The 18,185-nt window shown below is 35.5% G+C and carries 17 protein-coding genes; 9 read left to right on the top strand and 8 right to left on the bottom strand.

Translation table 11 applies throughout. The features are described from left to right. Window positions 1-151 precede the first annotated feature (151 nt). Window positions 152-727 (top strand): nitroreductase family protein, encoded by a 576-nt coding sequence (locus MKY29_RS03440; protein ID WP_090564635.1) that lies wholly within the window; start codon window positions 152-154, stop codon window positions 725-727. A gap of 286 nt (window positions 728-1,013) precedes the next feature. Here MKY29_RS03440 and MKY29_RS03445 read toward each other — a convergent pair whose 3' ends face one another. Together MKY29_RS03445 and MKY29_RS03450 are read right to left on the bottom strand one after the other, a co-directional pair. Beyond that, the gene (locus MKY29_RS03445) at window positions 1,014-1,796 is read right to left on the bottom strand and encodes a hypothetical protein (protein ID WP_093493691.1); all 783 of its coding nucleotides are present in this window, start codon (window positions 1,794-1,796) and stop codon (window positions 1,014-1,016) included. 57 nt (window positions 1,797-1,853) lie between these two features. Beyond that, complete coding sequence (locus MKY29_RS03450) at window positions 1,854-3,251, bottom strand: dipeptidase (protein WP_093493693.1); 1,398 nt, start codon at window positions 3,249-3,251, stop codon at window positions 1,854-1,856. Between the two features lie 173 nt (window positions 3,252-3,424). On the opposite strand from MKY29_RS03450, the gene MKY29_RS03455 reads away from it, so the two are divergent. The 3 genes from MKY29_RS03455 (at window position 3,425) to MKY29_RS03465 (ending at window position 6,309) form a co-directional block, all read left to right on the top strand. After that, the gene (locus MKY29_RS03455; protein ID WP_245402331.1) at window positions 3,425-4,696 is read left to right on the top strand and encodes a hemolysin family protein; all 1,272 of its coding nucleotides are present in this window, start codon (window positions 3,425-3,427) and stop codon (window positions 4,694-4,696) included. 110 nt (window positions 4,697-4,806) lie between these two features. Next, a complete protein-coding gene (locus MKY29_RS03460; protein ID WP_093493695.1) occupies window positions 4,807-5,265 on the top strand; it encodes a DIP1984 family protein in 459 nt (152 codons plus the stop codon). A 495-nt stretch (window positions 5,266-5,760) separates the two neighbouring features. After that, entirely contained in the window at window positions 5,761-6,309 is a 549-nt protein-coding gene (locus MKY29_RS03465) for an RNA polymerase sigma factor (protein ID WP_090564627.1), read from the top strand. A 118-nt stretch (window positions 6,310-6,427) separates the two neighbouring features. On the opposite strand, the gene MKY29_RS03470 is transcribed toward MKY29_RS03465, so the two are convergent. From MKY29_RS03470 to MKY29_RS03480, 3 genes are read right to left on the bottom strand one after another with little or no spacing between them, the layout of a single operon-like run. After that, window positions 6,428-7,993, bottom strand: coding sequence for an ABC-F family ATP-binding cassette domain-containing protein (locus MKY29_RS03470; protein WP_241595066.1), 1,566 nt, complete (start codon window positions 7,991-7,993; stop codon window positions 6,428-6,430). 34 nt (window positions 7,994-8,027) lie between these two features. After that, entirely contained in the window at window positions 8,028-8,216 is a 189-nt protein-coding gene (locus MKY29_RS03475) for an SE1832 family protein (protein WP_241595070.1), read from the bottom strand. 45 nt (window positions 8,217-8,261) lie between these two features. Continuing rightward, on the bottom strand, window positions 8,262-9,266 hold the full coding sequence (locus MKY29_RS03480; protein ID WP_340879013.1) for a hypothetical protein: 1,005 nt from the start codon (window positions 9,264-9,266) through the stop codon (window positions 8,262-8,264). Between the two features lie 77 nt (window positions 9,267-9,343). Between MKY29_RS03480 and MKY29_RS03485 the strand changes: the two genes are divergently transcribed. From MKY29_RS03485 to MKY29_RS03505, 5 genes are all read left to right on the top strand, one after another. Continuing rightward, window positions 9,344-10,102, top strand: a complete 759-nt coding sequence (locus MKY29_RS03485; protein ID WP_340879014.1) for an NAD(P)H-binding protein — start codon at window positions 9,344-9,346, stop codon at window positions 10,100-10,102. Between the two features lie 11 nt (window positions 10,103-10,113). After that, the gene (locus MKY29_RS03490; RefSeq protein WP_093493702.1) at window positions 10,114-11,904 is read left to right on the top strand and encodes a cation:proton antiporter; all 1,791 of its coding nucleotides are present in this window, start codon (window positions 10,114-10,116) and stop codon (window positions 11,902-11,904) included. 102 nt (window positions 11,905-12,006) lie between these two features. After that, complete coding sequence (locus MKY29_RS03495) at window positions 12,007-12,570, top strand: NADPH-dependent FMN reductase (protein ID WP_093493704.1); 564 nt, start codon at window positions 12,007-12,009, stop codon at window positions 12,568-12,570. 682 nt (window positions 12,571-13,252) lie between these two features. Further along, window positions 13,253-13,768, top strand: coding sequence for a sigma-70 family RNA polymerase sigma factor (locus MKY29_RS03500; protein ID WP_090564613.1), 516 nt, complete (start codon window positions 13,253-13,255; stop codon window positions 13,766-13,768). Then, window positions 13,761-15,065, top strand: a complete 1,305-nt coding sequence (locus MKY29_RS03505; RefSeq protein ID WP_241595073.1) for a DUF4179 domain-containing protein — start codon at window positions 13,761-13,763, stop codon at window positions 15,063-15,065. The genes MKY29_RS03500 and MKY29_RS03505 overlap by 8 nt, the downstream gene beginning before the upstream one ends. 78 nt (window positions 15,066-15,143) lie before the next feature. Here the strand turns inward: MKY29_RS03505 and MKY29_RS03510 are convergent, their stop codons facing one another. The 3 genes from MKY29_RS03510 to MKY29_RS03520 form a co-directional block, all read right to left on the bottom strand. Then, window positions 15,144-15,488, bottom strand: a complete 345-nt coding sequence (locus MKY29_RS03510) for a DUF3147 family protein (protein WP_241595075.1) — start codon at window positions 15,486-15,488, stop codon at window positions 15,144-15,146. Beyond that, the gene (locus tag MKY29_RS03515) at window positions 15,488-15,880 is read right to left on the bottom strand and encodes a MarR family transcriptional regulator (RefSeq protein ID WP_241595077.1); all 393 of its coding nucleotides are present in this window, start codon (window positions 15,878-15,880) and stop codon (window positions 15,488-15,490) included. Before MKY29_RS03515 ends, MKY29_RS03510 begins: the two co-directional genes overlap by 1 nt. A gap of 247 nt (window positions 15,881-16,127) precedes the next feature. Next, window positions 16,128-18,122 (bottom strand): sensor domain-containing protein, encoded by a 1,995-nt coding sequence (locus MKY29_RS03520; protein WP_093493713.1) that lies wholly within the window; start codon window positions 18,120-18,122, stop codon window positions 16,128-16,130. Between the last annotated feature and the right edge of the window lie 63 nt (window positions 18,123-18,185).

Genomic DNA, 18,185 nt, shown 5'->3' on the forward strand with positions numbered 1-18,185 from the left:
TTTACACCACAGACAAGGAAAAAAATATCGAATAACACTCTAAATGCATCCAAGTATAACGGAAAAAAATCAAGTCACTTTCTTATAGACGACTAAATTGGTATGATGGAGAAAATAACTCAAATAGTAAAAAGGGAGATTGGAATATTAAATGGTGCAATCACTAACAGTACGCGATGCGATAATTCAAAGAAGATCTATTAAATTATTTAATGGACAGCCTGTAGATAGAGAAGAACTATTATCTATTATGGAAGATGCGGTATGGGCACCGAACCATCAATTAAGACAACCATGGAGATTTATCGTGGCGTGTGGAAAAGAATTAGATGATTTATATAGTGTATTAAAAGAATTTGCAGTTCCTAAATGGAAAGAGCTTTCGGAAGAGGATTTAGAAAAACAAATGAAGAAATTTACGACTCCTGGAGGATATGTATTTGTCGTTGTTCCTGAGGATGCTCGTCAAAAAGAACGTTTAGAAGATTATGCCGCAGCAAGTATGCTTGTACAAAATATACAGTTATTAGCTTGGGACCGAGGTATTGGATCTTGCTGGAAAACTCCAGGATACTTAGACAATCCATTGTTTCGTAAAGCCCTTGGAATTCAACCAGGTGAACGCATAATAAGCATGCTTCAAGTTGGATACTTTGATGAAATGCCCAAACCAAAAGATCGCAAAGGTATAGAAGACCTAGTAACGATATTTGAGAAAAAAGATTAACTAAAAGAGTAGCGGGTGAGAGGCATTAGTCTCTTACTCGCTTTTTTAAAGAAAGCATATAAAAATGTAGTGAAGCATATTCCGCTGGAGTCGCCACATGTCACTTTTATCAATAGAGGGAGTATCGCTCTACTAGGTATTTGGCAAAGCATATCGCTTAGATGATAAGCTTTTCTTATGCTAGCGCTAATTGCTTCCGTCTTTTTTTCTATATATTCGTTTATTTATCTAATACTTTTTACAACTATTCGTTTTTAAAAAAATCACACACCAACTTTTATTCTTCTCAGTGGGAATAACTATTTGCTGGGTGCTTTGCATAATATGGAGGATGATTACCTTCTGATTCTTTAATTGTCATAGAATTTCGATCTACAATATAAGAAGTAAAATATCTACCTGAGATGTATCCTCTTTTCCATTCTTCTGAAAAGGTTACTACATATTCCTCATTACTAATGGAAGTTACACTTGTTTCCCTTTTTACCTCATAGTTATCAACGATTCCGGTCCATGTTCCCACTTTTTTCGGGAAATCACTAATCATCGTACCTTCACCCGAAGTTGCATACGTAACTGCCTCTTCCTGTGTAAATGGGGGGAGAGGAGGGGACATGACTTGTAAATACAGCCACAGAGAGAATAAGATAAGAAAAGGAGAGAGAATTAGGAAGAATAATTGCTTTGTTTTATAACTATTTTTTATCAACCATAAATCTATAAGAGCGAAGAAGATTGCGCTTGAAAAACCAGCAATAGCTAAGGTCATTTCCTTATAAGCAATGCCGAATAATGCTCCAAAAACCCCAAGTATCCCTACATATAGCCATCTGTGAAGAATAAAATATTTTTTTTGTAATAATTCTACTCCAACTGAAATAATATTTCCGTATACTAAAATTACTGCCCCGACGTACAAAGAGAAAAAGAAAGTCCAGCCTACAAAATGATTACCTTGCTCATAAATAGTCATATCTATATTAAGAAGGCTCATAACCATAGCAACAAGTATTGTTGTAACAAAAGTCGCAATTAGCTTGCGTGAGATGAAACTAACTCCTGTATCCATACTATCCTCCTATGTTAAAAAGGCACATGGATTAGATAATCCATGTGTCTTAAACAGTTATTTCTTTAAATCTTCTTTCGAAAGCTCAGCTAGTTCAAAATAGTAGTCCCCAATTACACGTAGGCCTTGGTCAAAGTTTTCTAAATGGAAATGTTCGTTAGGTGCATGGAAATTTTCTGAAGACAAGCCAAAGCCCATTAATACGACTGGAAGTCCAAGAATTTCGTCAAATGCAGCAACAATTGGAATAGAACCTCCGCCCCGAGTATATGCTGTAGGAACGTTATACACTTTTTCGTAACTGCGTCCAGCCGCTTGAATAGCAGGGTGGTCAAAAGGAGTGATGAACGGCTTACCTTTATCGAATTCCGTTAATGTAACAGTTACTCCAACAGGTTTGTTCTTTTCAATATGTGCTTTTAGTTTAGCAACAATTTCGTCTGGATCTTGATCAGGTACTAGTCGACAAGTAATTTTTGCACCTGCTTCACTTGGAAGTACTGTTTTAATACCTTCACCAGAGAAACCTCCGAAGACACCATTGATCTCTAAAGTAGGGCGTGCCCAGACGCGCTCTAAGTGAGTGTAGCCTTTTTCACCGAATAATTCATCGACACCAACTTCAGCCTTCAATTCGTCTTCATCGAAGCCAAGGGAAGCATAAGCTTCTTTTTCTTCGGTAGATAAAGCACGGACATTGTCATAGAAACCTTCTACTTCAATTGTACCTTCAGCATCGCGGAAAGATTCCAAAATAGAAATTAATGCATGAATCGAGTTTTGAACTCCCCCACCATACAGACCTGAATGAAGATCACCTTTTGCACCTTTTACATCGATTTGTACACCGCATAGCCCACGCAAACCGTAGCAAACTGCTGGCTGTCCAGGACCCTGCATACCCGTATCCGAAATTACGATAACGTCAGCTGCAAGCTTTTCTTTATTATTATTAATATATTCTTCTAGGTTGGGGCTACCAACTTCTTCTTCTCCTTCAATTAAAAACTTAACATTTACAGGTAAGGTTTTATTTGTTTGAAGAAGTGCTTCTATAGCTTTTACATGCATAAATACTTGTCCTTTATCATCGCTTGATCCACGAGCATATAGTTTATTGTCTCGTACTTGGGGCTCAAACGGTTCGCTATCCCAAAGATTCAGGGGATCTACTGGCTGAACATCATAATGTCCATATATAAGCATGGTAGGTTTACCTTCAGCGTGTAACCAATCGGCATAGACAACGGGATGGCCGCTAGTTTTATCGACTACCACATTGTCCAAACCTGATTTAGTTAAAGAATCTGCGAGCCACTGTGCACCCTTTTGCATATCTTCTTTATGTTCGGATAATGAAGAAATACTAGGGATACGTAAAAACTGTTTTAGTTCTTCTAAGTGTTCTTCTCTTTTCTCTGTGAAATAATGGTCTAGTGTAGTTAAATGACTCATTACAATCCCTCTTTTCAAAAAATTTCGTGAATAGAAATAGTATAGCATAAGTTTTGTATGTACTAGGTGTATTTAGTAATGGTTGGTATTAGTTTTGTGACAACTAAAATCACAATATGATATAGTAATAAGAAAACATATGAACGTATTAATACTCACAGGAGGCAACGATTTTGTACATAGAATTTGTACTTTTTGCTATTTCAGTACTTGTATCCCTTTTTCTATCAGGTAGTGAAACAGCGTTAATGACAGTTAATAGGACGAAGGTCCAGCTAAGGGTGGAACAGGGAGATAAAAAATCGGAGAAACTACTTGCTCTTCTCTCAAAGCCGGACCGAATGATTATCACTATTTTAGTAGGAAATACAATAGCTAATATAAGTATGGCTGTAATTTTAATATTGATTGCGGAACATTTTGAATGGCATATTGGTTGGTCTATTAGTATTTTAACAGTATTTATTATTATTTTTTGTGAAGTACTTCCAAAAACAATTGCTGCAACGTTTTCGGATAAGGTTGTGTATGTAGTTTCTCCACTAATACGTTTACTTGTCATCATTTTACGTCCGATTACAGCGTTTATAGCTGAAATCACGAATTTATTTATTCGAATTGGTTCAAAAGGTGCTATAACAGAAACAACGATTAGCAAAGAAGAGTTACTTTCCATGGTTGATCTAGCTTCAACGGATGGAACTTTTGAAGATGAAGAATCAGAACGTATAAAAGGAATGCTAGATTTTCCAAATAAGGATGTCTCCGATGTTTTGTCTACACACAGAACAGAGGTAGTAGGTATCCCAATTGAAGCTACATATGAAGAGGTTCGAGATACTATTCTGGAGCATCATTATACAAGATATCCAGTTTATGACGATAGCTTAGATACCATTGTTGGTATGTTCTATTCGAAAAAGTTTATCGAATGGTCAATGGATACTTCTAAAAGACTGGAAACGTTTATCGATAAAGATCCAGTATTTGTTGTACAAAGCTTGAGTGTAGAAAAAGTATTTAAACTAATGCTGACCCATAAAAAACATATGGCTGTTGTATTAGATGAATATGGTGGAACTCTAGGAATCGTTACCCATGAAGATTTAATAGAAGAAATGATTGGACAGGAAATAGAAGATGAAACGGATGATGACGAAGAAATTCTTGTCCATGAGATGACGGAAAACCGTTTAGTCTGCGCAGGAAGAATGGAAATTGAAGAAGTCAATTCGTTATTCAATATTTCGATAGTCAATGAAAACGAAACGATAGGTGGCTTTGTCTTAGATCAATTAGGGCATGTACCCGAAGAGCATGAGCAATTCGCCTATGATGATTTAATGGTCGAGATCAACGAAATGGATCGCAGCCGTATTGTTAAATTGACTATCACTAAAAGAGAAGAAGCAACTGAAACAGAGGTCGAAAAACAAGAGGATTAAACTCCTCTTGTTTTTTTGTGTGTAGTTCGAAGTAAGGCTCTATTTTTTACAAATTAAAAAGAGGACTTACTCCGACATAGAGCGAATAGATTTAGACAGGGGGGATAAGCATGAAATTAGGAGAAGCTTTAATAGTAAGATCCGATTATCAAAAGCGTATTGAACAGCTGAGAAATCGACTACTTCAAAATGCTAAAATACAAGAAGGGGAATCTCCGAACGAGGATCCCTATGAATTGAAAAAAGAACTGAATCAAATATTTAGTGATCTAAAACAACTAATTAAAAATATTAATCGAACAAATTTACAGACTGCTTTTGATGATCATCATTCTCTTGCAGACGCTTTAACGGAACGTGATCTTCTTGGTCAAGAAAGAAAAGTATACAGTGCTTTATTGGAGGCGGCTGCGATGCAGCAGGATAGATACTCTAGAACAGAGATTAAATTTGTCACGACAATCAATGTGAAAGAAACTCAGAAATATGTGGATGAATTATCCCAGAAACATCGCATGTTGGATACTAAAATTCAAGAAATTAACTGGCTTACAAATGTAATTGAATAGTCGAAAGTTGGTAGCGAAATGTAAAGGCGAGTGCAAACCCGCCAACGGGTCAAGTTGGACAACGGGCAGAGGTTTCGGGGTAACCTCGAGGTTCAATTCCTCTTAATACAAGTTATACCCAGCACTGTCACATGAGTACAAATAACGAAAACAATTAACTACCGCGTACTGATTTACATTTCGTGAGGGTGGATAAGGGGAACTTTTAAAAATCTAAGCCTTTCTTACAGCTCAGTCTTTAGTTTTAAAAAGATGGGCATTCTAGTTTGCCTTCAGCCTTTTTCTTTCCTGTAGGTGAGTATGATGTAAGTATGTAAGAAACAAGTGGAACAAGAAAACACTAATAAAACAAGTAATAGTGCATAGTTAATTTCTTTTCCTCCTAAATTTTGGCTTACACCTTTGTAATTTTTCTGAAAGAGAATACGATGGAGGGTAAGGTTTAAGTTTGGCATTATAGAGTTAACAAGAAAAGCCGAGCGGAGGAAAAATAACATGCAGGTTCAATTAGAAGAAATTTATGAGGAATATAACCGTTACATATATTATTTATCTTTGAAATTAACTAAAAATCAAATAGAAGCTGAAGACTTAATGCAAGAAGTTTGGGTTAAAGTAGTGCGATACGAATCTTATATGAAAGAAGTGGATCATGTAAAAGCATGGTTAACGACTATTTGTATGAATACATTTCGTGATAGATACCGCAAACAAGTAAGACGCAGCAAATACGTAGCAAATCAGCCAGAGCAATTAGATATTTCTTTGCTGGACTTAATCGCATCAGATGTTTTAACTGTTGAAGAGCAATTAGAGAAAGAAGACGTTGGTGAAATGATTCGATCCAAGGTCAGTGAATTGGATGGTATATATCAGAAAACAGTAATGTATTTTTATGTACATCAATTTTCACTAATCGAAATTGCAGAGGTTATGAAAGTGTCAATTGGTACAGTAAAGTCTAGATTGTTCCGTGCCAAACAACGTTTGAAAGAATTAATAATGAATGATGAAATTGCAAAAGATTCATTAGTGCTAGCATAAGAGTAAAGAGCCTCCATTTTGATGGGAGGCTCTTTTTCATATAGAAGTAAATACTATAGATACTCAATAAGCGGAAAAGACCCTTAGTGTAAACACACTTAGGGTCTTCGAGTATTTATTATTCTTTAATAACTTCTTTCCCAGTAGAGAACCACTCTTCCACGTTCCATACTTTCGTTACAAGGTCTTCATAAAACTCAGGTTCATGGCTAACTAGCACAATTGTACCTTTGAATTCTTTCATTGCGCGTTTCAATTCTTCTTTTGCATGTATATCCAGATGATTTGTGGGCTCATCGAAAATTAACCAGTTTGTTTCTTCCATCATAAGCTTACACAGACGAACTTTTGCTTGCTCTCCACCACTTAAACTAGAGAGGGGACGGGAGATATGTTCGCTCTTAAGGCCAGTACGAGCTAATGCACCACGCACTTGGGCTTGGCCCATACTTGGATAGGTTTCCCAGATAGCTTCGATTGGTGTAATGTTTCCAGGTTTTACTTCCTGTTCGAAATAACAAGGTGTTAAGAAATCACCACGTGTTACTGTCCCATTTACAGGCGGTATTTTGCCGAGAATAGTTTTTAGTAAGGTCGATTTCCCGATTCCGTTCATTCCAACAAGTGCAATTTTTTCACCACGTTCAATTGTAAACGTCAATGGTGGTAGTAACGCTGAATCGTAACCGATTTCCAAGTGCTCAGCTTCTACAACGTAGCGACTAGGGCTACGAGATTCCTTGAAGCTAAATTCTGGTTTGGCTGCCGTTTCAGGGCGGTCAATTCGTTCAATTCGATCCAACTGTTTTTGACGAGATTTTGCTCGTCCTGTTGTGGAGTATCGTGCTTTATTTTTGGCGATAAAATCTTCTTGTTTCTTTATAAAATCCTGCTGCTTCTCATAAGCATCGATATGTTGTCTTTTATTCAGCTCGGCAAGTTCTAAGAACTTTTCATACGATGCAGTGTATCGTGTAAGTTTAGAAAATTCCAAGTGAAAGATAACATCGACAATTCCATTCATGAACTCTGTATCATGGGAAATCAATAAGAATGCGTGCGGATAGTTTTTCAAATAGTTGGAAAGCCAGTTTACATGCTCTTCGTCTAAATAGTTGGTAGGCTCATCAAGCAGCAATACTCTAGGCTTTTCTAATAATAGCTTTGCAAGTAAAACCTTAGTACGCTGACCGCCAGAAAGTGCTTCTACTGGACGGTCCAGTCCAATAGCATCCAATCCAAGACCGCGAGCAACTTCCTCTACCTTCATATCTAATGAATAAAAATCGCCAGCATCTAAAGCATCTTGAATTTCTGCCATTTGCTCTAATAATACTTCTAGCTCATCAGGTGTTGCATCGCCCATTTTACCGATTATTACATTTAACTCTTCTTCTTTTTTATAAAGAGGTAAAAATGCATCACGAAGCGTATCAAACATAGAGCGTCCAGATTGTAGACGTGTATGCTGATCTAAATATCCATAATGTGTGTTTGGTAACCATTCTACTCGACCTTCGTCATGAATGATTTCTCCTGTTAAAATATTCATCAATGTTGATTTACCAACACCGTTTGCACCTACAAGTCCTACATGCTCACCTTCGACTAAGCGAAATGAAACTTCCTTGAATAACGTACGATCACCGAATGTATGTCCTAAATTTTCTACTAATAAGCTCATGTTTTTGTTTCCTCCAAAAAGAAAGCTCTGCGGCTTATGATAAGTCCGCGAGCTGTTTGTTTAGTTCTGCAAGTTTTTCTTCCATTTTTGCTAGTCTACGTTCAGCATTTTCAACTTGAGTAGGATGGCCATTTGATTCTAATTTTTCCATATCACCTTGCAAGTTAATATAGTCCAATTTTAGCTCTGCAATTTCTGATTGTAGCTGTGATTTTGTCATCATCGATCACCTTCAGCATTTTGCATTTATTGTAGCATAAAAATGGACTTAGCGTACTATTTCTTGTTCCTCTTTTGAACTTGCAATTGTTTGTTCAATTAGTTTTACCAATTCTACTAAGTTATTACTAAAATCAAATCGTTTCTGTTTTTGTATATAGGCATTTCTTCTATTATCATGTAAGATAATTTCCATTACTGCGTTTTGTAGATAAGATTGTTTTATCTTCCTACCAAGTCCTAGATTTGCGAAGCCATGTCCTTCCTGTGGGAATGCGTAGTTAACTTCTTCTTCATGAGCACAAAGAACAATGCAAGGTATTTGAAATTGTGCCACTAGGAATGGCATATATGATCCAGAAGTTATAACAATATCACTATTAGAAATGAATGTATCAGGTTCCGATGTAGAAATAATTTGTATCGATTTACGAGTAAGTGCAAAACGTTTTAGTTCAAGTATGTCATGCTTGTAATGCTCATCCACTAACACGCTAATCTGAAGTGGAATATGAAGCTGTACAAGATGCCTTAAAGTTCGGTAAGTTAAATTTTCGGGATCTTCATGAGGGAAAGATACGATTATATGCGGGGGATCCTGTATCGTGTTATTATTTTTATAGACAATTTGTTTGGTTGGAATATATCCAATCGGACCAAATACATAGCACTCTTTCGTTACGTCCTTAGGATTTTCATACAACGCTTGAATAACCAAATCAGCTAAAGCCCCACCATCTCCATGGTCGTCCAAGTGTATAAGTGTACTATCCAACACTTTTAAACGGCGAATAAGATCTTTTTCCGAATTTCCCCCATCATGCATAATGCAAGTTGGATTAAAAGCTCTCATTTCCTCTATCAGGTGAGAATTATTTCTATACAAAAGAGGTTTAATCTGTAGTTTTTTTAAATATTGAATGAGGCTTGTATTAGAGCTAGGCACAAAAATTTCAAAGTTAGTTGGTTTTAAAGTAGAAAGTAATGCTACTGCACGATCTGCAGGATAAAGTCCACGGTGTGGTAATGTATTCAATAAATAAGCTAGTTTCAAATTACATCTTCCTTTCCAAAGGTTATCTCTTTAGTGTATGGAAATGGACAGGTGCTTATGACAAGGGGGAGAGTAAAATGGCTAAAAGGGTAGCTATAGTAGTAGGTGCTACGGGTTTTACTGGACAGTTTTTAGTAAAACAACTATGTGAAAGTGAAGAGTATGCTGCGGTTTCAGTCATCGTCAGAAGAGATTTTTCTTATAAACATGCCAAACTAGACATTCAAGTAAAGGATTTTGATAAATTAGGGGAAAATGATTTAGATATTGCGGATGACCTATTTTGCTGTCTGGGCACTACAATGAAAAAAGCTAAATCAAAAAAGAACTTTGAGAAAGTAGATTTAGAATACCCATTACGAATTGCTTCTTTAGCCAAAAAACGTGGGATTCCAAATTTTCATGTTATCTCAGCGGTTGGGTCCAATAAAAAGTCCCCTTTCTTCTATAGTCAGGTGAAGGGTAGGATGGAGGAGGCGTTAATGGAAATGGAGCTACCACATCTTTTCATTTATAAACCATCCTTGCTAACAGGTGACCGAGGCGAGTTTCGCCTAGCAGAGCGACTATCTGAAGGTATTTTTCAACTTTTAAACCCTATATTAATAGGACCTTTAAGAAGAATGCGGTCCATTGAAGGGAAACAATTGGCTTTTGCTATGTACCATTACTCAATACATAATACTAAGAATGATGTAACAATCTATAGACCATTAGATATTTTAAACGCTAAACCCTTAGATGATATAGAGGAACAGCCGATTTCACGAGAAGAATTATTCAATTGGGAAAAGCGAGAAGATATTTTTGTAGATCCGGAAAAAGTCAATAAGTAAGGGGAGAAGCTATGTTTGACTCGATGTTATTTGTTTTGATGTTTGTTGTAGTAGTAGGAATATTTTCGCAGTGGTTAGCATGGCGGATAAGAATGCCTGCAATTGTATTAATGTCAATCGTAGGACTATTAATAGGACCTATTTTGGGTTTGGTCAACCCTCAAGAGAGCTTGGGGGAATTGTTTAGCCCTCTTATTTCTTTAGCAGTAGCTATTATTTTATTTGAAGGAAGTTTAAATTTAGATTTCCGTGAAGTACGAAGCTTTAGCAAGCCACTTACCCGTATTGTAACGCTTGGAGCTTTCATAGCCTGGATCGCAGGCTCTCTTGCTGCGCATTATATTGCTGGGCTATCAGTTGCTGTTGCATTTGTTATCGGTGGGCTATTTATCGTGACTGGTCCAACGGTTATTTTGCCATTACTTAGACAAGCAAAGTTGAAATCCAGAACAGCCGCAATTCTAAAATGGGAAGGAATTGTAGTAGATCCGTTTGGTGCATTACTAGCTGTATTTGCATTTGAAGCTATTAAGTTTATAAATGGCGATGAGTCATTCACATCGTTTTTACTTTTCTTTACAGGTTCTATTTTTGCCGGGGGATTAGGTTGGTTATTCGGCTGGGTATTAGGGAAAATGTTTGAAAAAGGTCAGATTCCAGAGTATTTAAAAGCGCCTGTCGTATTTGCTGTTGTGCTATTAGTTTTTGTTTTCTCAGATGTAATAATGCATGAAACAGGTTTACTTGCTGTAACTGCGATGGGGATTACGATGGCAAATATGCATATTGCATCCATCAACGATATGAGACATTTCAAAGAAAACATATCTGTGTTACTTGTTTCTAGTATTTTTGTAATGTTAACAGCGTCCTTAGACCCGAGTATCTTATTGGAAATTTTCAATCCGCAAATCGTACTATTTGTATTAGCCATGTTGTTTATCGTTCGCCCTTTATCAATATGGTTATCGACCATTGGGACTGACCTAATGAACAATGAAAAAATATTAATCGGTTGGATTGCACCTCGTGGGATAGTAGCACTCACTGTTTCCGGATATTTTGCTACTGTGTTACAAGAAAGCGGGTATGAGGATGCAGAAATGCTTACAGCCTTAACTTTTGCACTCGTATTTGCAACCGTAATTTTCCACGGATTTTCCATTGGATGGGTTGCTAAAAAACTCAAGCTTGTTGCCACAGAAAAACCAGGTGTACTAATTGTTGGTGGAAATGCTTTTACTGCAGAGCTCGCTCTTTCATTGCTTAACGAGAAAATGGATGTACTAGTAGTGGATAATTCATGGGAACAACTAAGATATGCAAGGAAACTAGGAGTACCAACTTATGCAGGGGATATATTGTCCGAGCAAACAGAGTATTCCTTAGATTTGGCTCCTTTTCCTAAAATGATTGCCGCTACAGAAATGGATGCTTATAATGCATTGATCTGCTCAAACTTTGTAGTGGAGTTGGGACGAGATGCACTATATCAAACTGCTTCTAGCAATGTTTCAGAAAGTGAGTACCATCCATCTATTGGAGGTAAAATACTATTCAATAGCTCCGCGAATATTTATGATTTAACGGAACTTGTGCTAAAAGGTTTTGTCATTCGTAAGACTAATATTACAGAGCAGTATGATTACAACCAATACCTTGATGCTCGCGCTAAAGACTCGACTCTGCTCTATATCCTTCGAGCAGATGGCACCTTAAAGTTCTTTACGACCAAAATGGAGCTCAGTGCAAGTCCAGGTGACCTTGTCGTGAGCTTGACACCTCCGACACATATAATATAATACCTCTCCGTCAAAAGGATGAACTTTAATAAATACAGTCTCTTTTTGCAAAAATATCGCCTTTTTTTGATACAATAAGGGTGAATAAGGAGGTTCTGTATTGTGAAAATTCTACTCGTAGACGGAACGATAATTGGCACGAAAACAGGTGTCATCTTAGATCAAGTGAAAGACTATATAGAAGAAATTAATAAAGAGTACAAATTAGAGATTATTAGCCTTTCAAATTACGAGCATCAATTTGTAGATGGACGTCCATTTGAAAACTACAACGATGATATGAAACTGCTTGTAAGTAAATTTGACCAAGCGGATGGTTTTATAATTGCTTCACCTATTTTCCAGGGGTCCATACCAGGTGTACTAAAAAACACATTCGATTTCCTACATCCAAAGTCAATGCGCTATAAACCAGTATCAATCGTGGCAAATGGAGGAACATATCAGCATCATCTTGTAATTGAAAATCAGCTGAAACCGATATTAGATTATTTTAGATGCCTAGTTACACCTAATTATGTGTATACTCATAAAAGCCATTTCGATGAAAATAATGTCATTATTGATAGTGATGTACATGATCGTTTAAGAGAGCTAGCTCGCGTATTTGTCCAATACGCCGAAATGAGCAAAAACCTCTGCAAAGAAACAATAGATGCACACTAAGTTAAACTAAGATGTCTCGGTAAATCGAGACATCTTTTTTTATATGGAGTAACAAATGCTTAATAGCTGAAAGAGTATGAGAAAGTGACCTGCTTATGGAATAAATATCCTAAGGGCAAGTAATAGCAACGGGCGAGCAAGTAAATAGAAAATAGCGCAAGTAAATCTATCTGGTGATCAAGATAAAAAGAGCTGAAAGCAAGTAACCAGCTTGTGAGCGCAAGTAACCACAATTTATTATCATATCCATTTTAATAATCACATTTATAACCATTCATAGGAAAATAAATTTATGATTTATATGAACTTTTTAGACTTTGCAATGTCTAATGTATAATGTCTCGGTAAATCGAGACATCTTTTTTTATATGGAGTAACAAATGCTTAATAGCTGAAAGAGTATGAGAAAGTGACCTGCTTATGGAAAAAATATCCTAAGGGCAAGTAATAGCAACGGGAGAGCAAGTAAATATAAAATAGCGCAAGTAAATCTATCTGGTGAGCAAGTTAAAATGAGCTGAAAGCAAGTAACCAGCTTGTGAGCGCAAGTAACCACAATTTATTATCATATCCATTTTAATAATCACATTCATAACCATTCATAAGAAAATAAATTTAAGATTTATATGAACTTTTTCGACTTTGCAATGTCTAATGTATATCAGAACAAGGGGGTGACCGAGTGGTAGAATCAGAAATTGCTAAAAAAGCCATTAAAGGGGATGACCAGGCTTTCTTAAAGTTAATGCAATTATATAAAGATACATTATATCGTACGGCTTTTGCATTTTTAAAAAATGAACATGATGCACTTGAAGCGATGCAGGAAGTAACTTTTCGAGCATATCAAAAAATACATACAGTTAAAGAACCAAGCTACGTGAAAACATGGCTAGTTCGTATCATGATGAATTACTGTCAGGACCAGTTGAAAAAGCGTAAAAGATATAGTTCAAGCGAGGTGCTACAGAAGATAGGGTTTGAAGATGCGACTCACCTAGAGATGAACGAAGCAATAGAATCCTTGTCTAGTGTTGAACAGCAGTTAATATTTCTAAAGTACTTTCAAAATACGAAAATAAAAGAAATTGCAGAACTAGAGAAAATTCCAGAAGGCACTGTTAAGTCAAGGCTTCACAAAGCACTCAAGTCATTAAAATGTTTTCTATCGGAGAAAGGAGATGCGGACCATGTTTGAAAAGGAAGAACAAATGCTTGAAGAAACTAAAAATAGGTTAGAAAAAGTTGAAGTACCTGAACAACTCGTAAATGATGCTATTCAGCAAGGGGTACTCCAAGCGAAAAACAAAAAGCAAAAGCGTAAAAAGACGTTATGGGCTTTTTCAGTTGTTGCAATTCTACTACTAACCTTCGTGGCATCCATTCGTGTATCACCTGCATTTGCAAGTGCTATTTCTACAATACCAGGCATGGATAGGTTAGTGCATCTCGTTCAGCTAGATAAAGGCATGAAAGCAATCGTTGAAAATGATTATTATGAACCAATCGGTAAAAGCCAAATTAAGGATAATATGACCCTTACTGTCGATGGAATTATTATTGATGAAACAGGTGCAGAAGTCTTTTATACATTAGAAGCTCCCCATTCACTTGAAGGCATGGATTACCAAGTAGTTAAGGTATTTAACGATGGACACGAACTAATAGCATCTGTTGGTTATGATCTACCAGACCAAGAAACAGCAAATAGAATAGTGGACAAATTTAGTTTTGTTTTTGGAGAGACAGAACAATTTACAAGTAATAATTTCGAAATTCAGTTTGATGTAGAGCAAAATAACAAAACAACGCCTTTCAATGTACCTTTTACACTCAAAAAAGAAATTAAGCCCGGGAAAATATATACATTAAATGAAACCGTTGAGATAGAAGGTCAACAAATAAAAGTAAAAAAAATAAAGATATATCCATTAAGAGTAGCTGTTACATTAGAATTTAACAAACAAAACAAAATGAAAATATTGCAGTTTGAGGATATGCGGATAGAAGATGAAAACGGTGAAATATGGAGTTCTATTCGTAATGGGATATCTGGTCGTGGTGAAAATCAAAACAAAGAAAATACGTACTTCTTACAAAGTAATTATTTTAAGGAGCCGAAAGAGCTATATTTAAAGTTCGATAAAGTGCAAGCACTCCCTAAAGAAGAAAGCTACTTGCTAGTAGATTTTGCAAAGAAGGAAATACTGGAGCAGCCTTCACATAGAAAAATAGAAGTATTAAACATTGGCGACAATACAATCGAACTTAAATATTATCCGATTAGAGAGAATTATATGTATACCTTATTTTCTCAAGGAGAAAATGCAAAAGGTGAAATAGTTGATATACCTGGACAAAGTAATCATGGCAACGATAAAGAACAATTTTCTATAAATACTTTAGATGAAAAAGATATAATTAACCCTATTAGACTAGATTTCATTGCATATCCCAATTACTTAGACGGCTCTGCTTCCATTCAAATAAAATAGAAGCGATAAAACCTTATTATTTCACTCACCATTATATCAAAACCTCCTATCAATTCATTTGACAGGAGGTTTTTGTATTTATAGTTGTATATTAAATTGTGCAAGAACTAATTTTTGTATCCCGAGAAAAACTCCCCAAGATAGGATGCCCACTATTATCGCCAATACAAAAGGAAATGAGTTCTTTAACATCATATAAACTGCAAGTAGCATAACAATTGTAGCAGGCAATCCAACAAGTACACCTAGTGTAAAGGTTTGAATTTCTCTGCTTGTTTCCCCTTGAAAAGTTAGCCAAAAAATACTCATTAAACTAATAAGGGGAAGGGCAGCGATAATTCCACCATATAATGGAAACCTTCTTGCAAGCTCTGTAACACAAGCAATGATAAAAGCTGAGCTAATGATTTTCATCCACCACATTATTTGACTACCTCACTCAATATGCGGAAAGCTTTTAACACCAAAGTTTGTTCCTCACTCGATAATTTAAATAATGATTGTTGTAATTTTGTTTCGTCTAATTCTGTATTTTGCTTTACTACCTCTAATCCTACTGTCGTTAATTGTAAATAGACTTTTCGTTGGTCTTCTTTCAGTCGTTCTTTTATAACCCAACCGTTGTATTCAAGCTTTTTCACATGTTCAGATGCAGTATTATGAGAAATATTTAAAGCATTAGCTATATCACTGACTGTAACTAATTCTTCCTTTTGAATAATTTGCAGTATACGAACACTTTGGTGAGAAATGATTTGTTGATGTTTAGGATGTAAATAATAATAAATATCCGTAAAATATTTGTTTAATTCCATAGCAACCTCCATTTATATCGTATAAACCGATTGTATCGTTTAATACGATATAAGTAAAGGTGGATTTTTGTGATCATTACCATATTGACCTTAGGAGACTTGGCATCGTCAGAGGAAAGTGTTCCACTACAATGGAAATGAATAGTGTTAAGTCTTTTCCATTCCATAAAATTACTTTAGTGTTATTCGATAAATATGCATAAAAAAACAGGTGAAGATAATACACTTTTCCTTCACCTGTCTATAATTATTTGTCTTTTAGGTAGTTCTGTTCAAATTCATCGAAAGAAATAGGTTTTGAGAAATAATATCCCTGGAAGTATGTTAGACCAAGAGTATTCAAATAGTCTACCTGTTCTTTTGATTCTACACCTTCAGCGAGAACATCGCATTTTAATCCTTTGGCAAGATTCATAAATGTATGTAGAATGAGCTCTGCATTTGTTTCTTTTCCAATCTTGTCCACAAAATACTTATCGATTTTCAATTTATCTATTTGAAAATCTACAAGATCTGCTAGCTTTGAATATCCTGTCCCGAAATCATCTAGTGATAAGCGAATTCCATGCTTTCTACAAAATGCAATATTTTCTAATATATTTTGATCAGTTTCTAAGTTTGCATTTTCTGTAATTTCAATATCTACCATTTGGGGTGGAACTCTATAGTACTGGATAAAATGGATTAAATCATTAAAAAACTGCCTATTTCCAAGTAGCTTAGGGGTGATATTGATAGCTACAGACTTATCAAATCCATAATCTTGAATCCAACTAGAAACTTTGGCAAATACCTCGCTGATTAAATACTTTGTTAATTCCTCTATTCTTCCACTATTATCGGCAATTTCAATAAACTCTGGAGGAGTAATATATCCATATTTTGGATGAGTCCAACGAGTGAGCACCTCTATTCCAATTACTTCATTAGTTATAGAATTGAACTGAGGTTGTACAACAAAATGAAGCGATGTTTCACTTAAGTCCCCGTGTAATTCATTTTCAATATTTACCTTTCTTTCTAATTCCTCAATCATAGAGTGTTCAAAGAAACTGAAGTTATTAACATTTCGTTTCTTTGAATCGTACATAGCAATATTAGCGTAACGAAACAGTAAATCAGTGTCAGGTGCATCCATAGGATACCTGGAAATTCCAATACTAAGGCTTAGTGGAATAGAGGGCACTGATTTGGATTCGGAAGTTTGTTGGAAATCTTGAATCAGTTTATTAGCTATAACGCTTAGCTGTTCCTTATTTACTTCATCTGTAAATATAACAAACTCATCCCCGCCGACACGTGCAACTACTTTATCGATCTCCATACTTTGGTTAAAAAACTTGGCAATTTCTACAAGAAGTGCATCCCCTCGTGCATGACCATACATATCATTTATTAATTTGAAACCATCTAAATCTATGTAAAAAAAGGAAAAAGACTGATTCTTTTTTATTTTGTGCTTGAGTATATCGTAAGTCATTCTTCGATTAGGCAAGTTCGTTAAAAAGTCATAATAAGCAAGACTTCTTAAATCCTTTTCTATATTTTTTCTTTCCGCTATATGATGAAAAAATACGGACAATCCTCCTTCAGCCATTGGGTAGGCTTTTACCTCGAACCAAGTTGGGATAGAAGGGATATAAATTTCCTGTTGCCTAGTTTTTTTCTCTAACATAACCTGTTGAAGGAAAGGGTAAAATTCTGTTTCTATTAAAGATGGACTTTCGGAATTACAATAGTTAAAGCTTGTATGCACTTTGCTTAATAATGTTTTTCCGTATTCGTTTATATAGGTAACATTCCAATGTTTATCTACAGAAAAGAAAGCATCTGTCATGCTTTCTAAAATATTAGTCGTCTCTGAATTAACTACCAGATGCTTTTTCGATAATGAATATATAATAATTGCACCTATTCTATTCGAAGAAAGATTCAATTTATATGTATGGAATAAGTAACTATAGTGGTTACTTTCTATAAGGCTTGTAAATTCTTTTCGAAATTCATCTATTTCACCACGTAGTACCTGTTGGATAGAATCTAGTTGATCGTAGTTATAGGTTGACTCCAATAAATCGGTGAAGTTAAAGTTTTCTGTAATAAGGAGGGTATATTCATTTACATGCTTAATCATATTCCACGCATTATTCTTATTTAATATCTTGCCTGTTTCGTCCAAAACGAGGATTAAATCCTCAGAAGTATTTAATATTGTTTGTGTAAAAGTATTATATGCATCCAACTATTTCACCTCTTTCATTCTTTATTATTATGTCAATAATATCATTTGTTGAATATAATTTGT

Origin of the sequence: Psychrobacillus sp. FSL K6-2365, assembly GCF_038003165.1 — a bacterium.
GTDB classification, from domain to species: domain Bacteria; phylum Bacillota; class Bacilli; order Bacillales_A; family Planococcaceae; genus Psychrobacillus; species Psychrobacillus psychrodurans.